General features: G+C 29.3%; 3 protein-coding genes. 1 reads left to right on the top strand and 2 read right to left on the bottom strand.

Annotated elements, in window-relative coordinates:
* Positions 1–7 precede the first annotated feature (7 nt).
* A complete protein-coding gene (gene mltG / locus QZ429_RS07255; protein ID WP_291953273.1) occupies positions 8–952 on the top strand; it encodes an endolytic transglycosylase MltG in 945 nt (314 codons plus the stop codon).
* On the opposite strand, the gene QZ429_RS07250 is transcribed toward mltG, so the two are convergent.
* Together QZ429_RS07250 and flgL are read right to left on the bottom strand one after the other, a co-directional pair.
* Entirely contained in the window at positions 953–3,673 is a 2,721-nt protein-coding gene (locus QZ429_RS07250) for a DNA translocase FtsK (RefSeq protein ID WP_291953271.1), read from the bottom strand.
* A 147-nt stretch (positions 3,674–3,820) separates the two neighbouring features.
* Positions 3,821–6,046, bottom strand: a complete 2,226-nt coding sequence (flgL, locus tag QZ429_RS07245; RefSeq protein WP_291953269.1) for a flagellar hook-associated protein FlgL — start codon at positions 6,044–6,046, stop codon at positions 3,821–3,823.
* Between the last annotated feature and the right edge of the window lie 128 nt (positions 6,047–6,174).

Here is a 6,174-nt window from a genome sequence, read left to right as displayed (position 1 = left end):
GAATAATATTATAGGTAAAGCTAAAAATTTCAGAATTTTTTTAATTAGTTGTGATTTAATTTTAATTTTTATTTTATCCATTTTCTATTACTTACTCTTGCCTATTAAAACAAATTCTGTGGTTTTTATACCACAAGGTTCTGTTGGCAAGATTATAACTCAATTAAATAAAAATAATTATAAAATGAGCAGTATCGACAAATATATTTTATATTTTTTAGGCCATCCTCAATCAGGTTGGATTAATATAGGCTTAGCACCTTTAAATAGAATTGAATTTTTGCATAAATTAACTATTGCTAAAGCTGCACTTGAAACAATCACACTAATACCTGGTGAAACAACTGAAGTATTTTTTGAGCAATTAGCCGTAAAACTTGATTTAGATAGTAAAATTTTAATGCAAGAATTTTTAAAACAAAGTCCATTTAAAGAAGGTATGCTTTTTCCAGAAACTTATAAATTTCCAAAAGGAATTACTGAAAAACTTCTAATACAATATTTACTAAGTTATTCTACTAATGAATTTAAAAAAATCTCTTATAAAATATTTAGAGAGTATAATGAAAAAAAATGGCACGATTATATTATCATAGCATCGATCATACAAAAAGAAGCAGCAAATAATCAAGAAATGCCCATAGTATCCTCAGTCATTAGAAATCGTTTAAAAAAAGATATGAAATTACAAATGGATGGGACTTTAAATTATGGAAAATATTCACACGAAAAAATAACTCCTCAAAGAATTCGACAAGATAATACCTCTTATAATACTTATAAATTTAATGGAATTCCTAAAGAAGCTGTTTGTAATGTATCCTTTGATGCTATAAAAGCTGCTATATTTCCTATAAAAAGCAATTACTTATATTTTGTTAGAGATAAAAAAACAAACAAGCATATTTTTTCAACTAATCTCAAAGATCACAATAAAGCAATAAAAAATTAACTATAAAATTTCTCTTTGACCTTTAGAATCAGGCTCACTTAAAACTCCCATTTGAGTGAGTTGTTCTATTATATTAGCAGCACGATTGTAGCCTATTTTTAAACGTCTTTGCACATAAGAAATACTAGTTTTTCTATCCTCTAAAATAATAGCTTTAGCTTCTTCATAAAGCTCATCTAAATCTCCATCATCAAAATCACTTCTTCTATTGCCTAAATCAGAATTGTCATCTTTTAAAAAACTTTCATCATACTCTACAATTTGCTGTTGTTTTAAAAATTCCACTATATTTTCTATTTCATTTTCACTCGCATATGGAGCGTGCAAACGCACAAGAGAGCTCATTCCAGGTGGAGTAAATAAACAATCCCCTCTACCTAATAAACTTTCAGCACCCATACTATCAAGTATAACTTTAGAATCTATCTTTTGACCTACTTTATATGAAATTCTACTTGGTAAATTTGCTTTTACAACTCCAGTAACAACATCAACCGAAGGTCTTTGTGTGGCAACGATAAGATGAATACCACTTGCCCTTGCCATTTGTGCTAAACGACCTATATAAAATTCCACATCTTTTCCAGCTGTCATCATTAAATCAGCAAGCTCATCGATAATCACAACAATAAAAGGCAAAATTTCTCCGCCTTGCTCTTTAATTTTTTCATTATAATTTTCAATATTTTTAGTTTTTGCTTCTGCCATTAAACGATATCTTCTTTCCATTTCAGCTACCATATTAGATAAAGCATTAACTGCCTTTTTTGGATCAGTAATCACTGGGGTAAGCAAATGTGGTATGTCATTATAGATACTAAATTCAAGCATTTTAGGATCTATCATCATAAGTCTTAAAGTTTTTGGAGAATTTCTATAAAGTAAAGATAAAAGCATAGAATTTATCCCCACACTTTTACCACTTCCTGTGGTTCCTGCTATTAAAAGATGAGGAAGTTTTTTAAGATCTGTAACAAAAGGATTGCCCACTATATCTTTTCCTAATGCTATAGTCAAAGGAGAGCTTGAATTTTTAAAGATATCATTTTCTAATACTTCTCTTAGATAAATCGTTTCAATTTTTTCATTTGGAACTTCTATACCCACTACGTCTTTACCAGGAATTGGTGCTTGAATTCTTATAGTTTGTGCTTTCAGTGCCATTGCTAAATCATCTTGCAAAGATAAAATTTTACTCACTTTAACATCAGCAGCAGGTCTAAATTCAAAAGTAGTTACAACAGGGCCTGTATAAGTTCTAACAACATCTCCACCAATTTTAAATCGTCTTAATTTTTCTAATAAATCATATATTTTTCTATCAATTTCCTCTTCATTGATTTCATTTTTACCTTCATTTGGCATAGATAAAAAATTTAAAGGCGGTAAAATAAAATCTTGTGGCTTTTCATAATCTCCAAATTCAAGTTCTTTTAACAAAGCTTTATTTTCACTTAATCCATCTATTATAGAATGATGATATAAATTCTCTTTTACTTGCTCTTTATCTTTGGTAAAATCTTCTTTAGAAATTAAATTATCTATATTTTCATCAGAATTAAAATTTTCTTTTTTAGCTCTAAGCTCATCAATGCTTATAGGTTTTTCAAAAGCTTCTTCGCTAAAATCAAGTTCTTTAATTTCATTTTGTGGGATAAAATCCTCATCTTTAAATTCTTTTACCTCATTTACACCTAAGAAATTTGTCTTATCTTTGATTTTATTAAATTCAATCTCTTTTTGCGTTTCGATGGCGTTTAATTCTTCTATTTTTTTAAAATCTTCATTTAATTCTTCTAAGATTTTTTCTTTTTGCAAGGCCTTATACTCTTCAAACAATCTAGCTTTTCTAAGCATTTCCTCTCTTTGTTTTAATTCTTTAGCAAAAAAAGTATCTTCTTCTTGAATTTCTTTTTCATCATCTATGTCTATATTGCGTCTTTTATAGCTTGGTTCATCTAAATTTTTACTTTTTAAAGTTTGAGTATATATATCCTCACTTTTATTTTTGTATTTTAATAAATATTCTTCAGGCGTCATTTCTTCTTCCTTTGTATTTGTTTTACTAGCTTTTTGCATAAAATTTGCCACAGGTTCAGAAAGCTCATATACAAAACTAGAGCTCATTTTTTTTTCATCATCATTTATCACAAATTCATCTAAATTTTGATTTTTTAATTCATCTAAGTTAAATTTCTTTTCTTCTAGTGATTCTTCTTTAATCAAATTTTCTTTTTTTAATTCTTCTTCATCTTTTTTTTCTTTTATAAGCAATTCTTGTTTAAGCTTTTCTTGCTCTTCTTTGGTTTCATCTTGGTATTTATCTCCGCCAAAAAATCCAAAAATCTTATTTTTAATCAATGTTTCAAGTTTTATATAAAAGTCAAAATTAATTTCTATTTTAAAAAATTCTTTTAAAATTTGCGGATAAGTTATACTAAAAGCAAAAGATAAAAGCAATATTATCAACACAGCTGAACCTATTTTTCCAAAAAGTCCATTGAGTATTAAAAACATAATAGAGGCTATATATCCTTTATCTTGTAGAAATATTGCACTAAAAATCAATGAAGCTATAATGCAAGAAATCACAGCAACACTATATCTTCGCTCTATAAAATCTAGTTTATAATCATTCTTATAAAATAAATAATTAAACCAAAAAAATGTAAAAGGATAAAATTTAGTCAAAGATCCAAACAAAAAATAACTAAATTGCACTAAAAAATACCCAAATACACCTACTAAAGACCTTTCAGGGATCAAAGCACTAAAACAAAAATATAAAATCAAAAGATTTAAAATGATGAAAATAGCCTCTTTTTTTATAACAAATCCTTTAAATAAAAAGGGCTATTATATCAAATTTTACATATAGTTTAATAAACTCATTTGTGAAATTTTAGCTGTTGCTGAAAGCATAGCTTGATAAGATACCATTGCTTGCATAAATTGCATATAAGTTTGCCCATAATCAGCATCAGTTACACCACTTTTAATAGTAGCTACATTCACATTTAAAAAAGTCATTCTTTTGTTGGTTTCTTCTATGGAATTTGTGTATGCACCTATAGTTGTGTGTGTTTTTCTTATATGATCTTGCAAGTGATCAATCCTTGCTAATGCACCTTGTAAGCCAGTATTTCTAGGATCTTTTCCCTCAGAATCTGCCCTCATAGTGCCATTTAAAACAGCATCTATCATCTCATCTAAATCTTTAATCAAATCCACATTAGGATCATCTATAGTTAAAGAATTATTAGCACTAAAAATTAAATTTGATCCAGCATTTACTTGCCCAGGTGGATTTGATGGTGGAAAACCTCTATTTGAATTAGTATCTTTTATAGTCAAACCTATGTTTGTATTAGTTGAGAATTTATCACTAATGCTAATTCTCCCTTTATAATCCATATTAACTTCTACAAAATCTTTTGAGTTAGATATATTTTGTTGGATAGTTGTAAAACCAGCATCTGGAACTACGCCATTAACTGCGTTAATAGTCGCAGTTGGCACATTATCACTTGCAAACATACCTATGATATCATTTAGTTGTCTATAGGTTATATCTTGAGGATCAGTTACAACGCCTGTTGTAGTTCCATTTGCTTCATTATATCTTGAATGAGCAATAGGAAAAGTTATAGCCGCACCACCAGGAGTGGTGTAACTCACACGAGAATTTTCTAAATCTATATTTACATTATAAGTTCTACCACTTTTAGAAGTGATATCCATTTGCAGTGATTGACCTACCATAGTATCAGTGGCTATTACTTCACTTAATTTTGTCTCATCATTTGCATATTGGCTTGTCCCTTTGATGACTTGAGAAACATTTCCAAAGACTTTATTGCCATCTTTTTCAAAAGGCACATCAAATTTTTCTCCAGTAGTTTTATTGCCATTAATATCACTTTTTATAAAATCTGTTTGATGGATATTTAATGTAAAATTTTGACCATTAATAGCTATAGTTACTGGATTAGTAATATTATTTAAATTTCCATTAGGGGCAGCTTGTTGCATTATAAGATTAGTAAGCTCATCTTGAGTTAAACCCGCAGCTGCATTTTGTAATTCTTGAATCTGTGCTTTATCTGTAACCTGCGGGGTTAAAGCAACAGCGTGAAAATCTAAAGAGCTATCTCCTTCTTTTAAATTTTTAATCTCAATTTGCCCACTATCATTCATCGTTACATCTACAAGCTTATTGGTATCTGTATTACCATAAAGTTTTCCTATATTATCTAAAACATCTCCAAGTGTATCTTCAGGTCCTATATTTAAAGTAGCTTTAAAACTTGTCCCATCAGGCTTTATACCTTGAACATACATAGCAGATTGCGGAAAAGGAAGTTTGGAATCTTGATATTCAAAATCCTTGTCTTTATCAAGCCCACCACCTGCGACATAATTTTGACCTATAAGATGAGAAAATTTAGAATCTGAGGTTAAGTATTTTTTATCACTAGGACTATTTTTTACATCGTATCTGTTATCCACTAAAGATACATTGGTAGAAATGACTTTTTTAACGTTATTATCTGGTTTAAAAAATAAATCCCATCCAGGCACATTATAAGGTATTTCAGTCCCTGAACCACTTACAACAAAAATATTATCTTTATTTCCATTATAATTTCCATACTTATCAAAAGGTTTTGTGGCTGTATTTGATCCTGCGAAAAGATATTGTCCATTGACACTAGTGTTTGCTATATTGATTATAGATTCTTTTACAAGTTTTAATTCTTTTGCTATGGCCTCTCTTGATGTTGAATCATTACTATCGCTTGCTGCCTTTGTCAAAAGAACTTTAAATTTCTCTAAAAGTTCGGTAATATTTTTTAATGCTGTGTCTGTATTTTTAGCAATTTCTTGTGCAGACTGCGTCCCTTGAATAATTTGATTAATATTTGCCATTTCATATTCTAACCTTGAACCATTTATATAAGTGTTTGCATTTTCAAAAGAATGCTGTATTAATTGTCCAGTTTGAAGTTGAAGGTTGTATTTATTAAGCATAGACTGACCTTCTGTGTAACTTTGTATCGAGGTGTAGAAAGTGTATTGATTACTTATTCTCATTTTTTAGCTCCGCAGATTTTTTCAAAAAACAAGCAAAAAAAGTTCCAAATTCCTTGCCATAGCCTTGCCATAGCCTTGCCATAGCCTTGCCATAGCCTTGCCATAGCCTTGCCATAGCCTTGCCATAG

This window comes from Campylobacter sp. (assembly GCF_020024835.1).
Taxonomy (GTDB): domain Bacteria; phylum Campylobacterota; class Campylobacteria; order Campylobacterales; family Campylobacteraceae; genus Campylobacter_D.
Note: the sequence above shows the minus strand (reverse complement) of the source record. Positions and strands in the feature narration are given on the sequence as shown.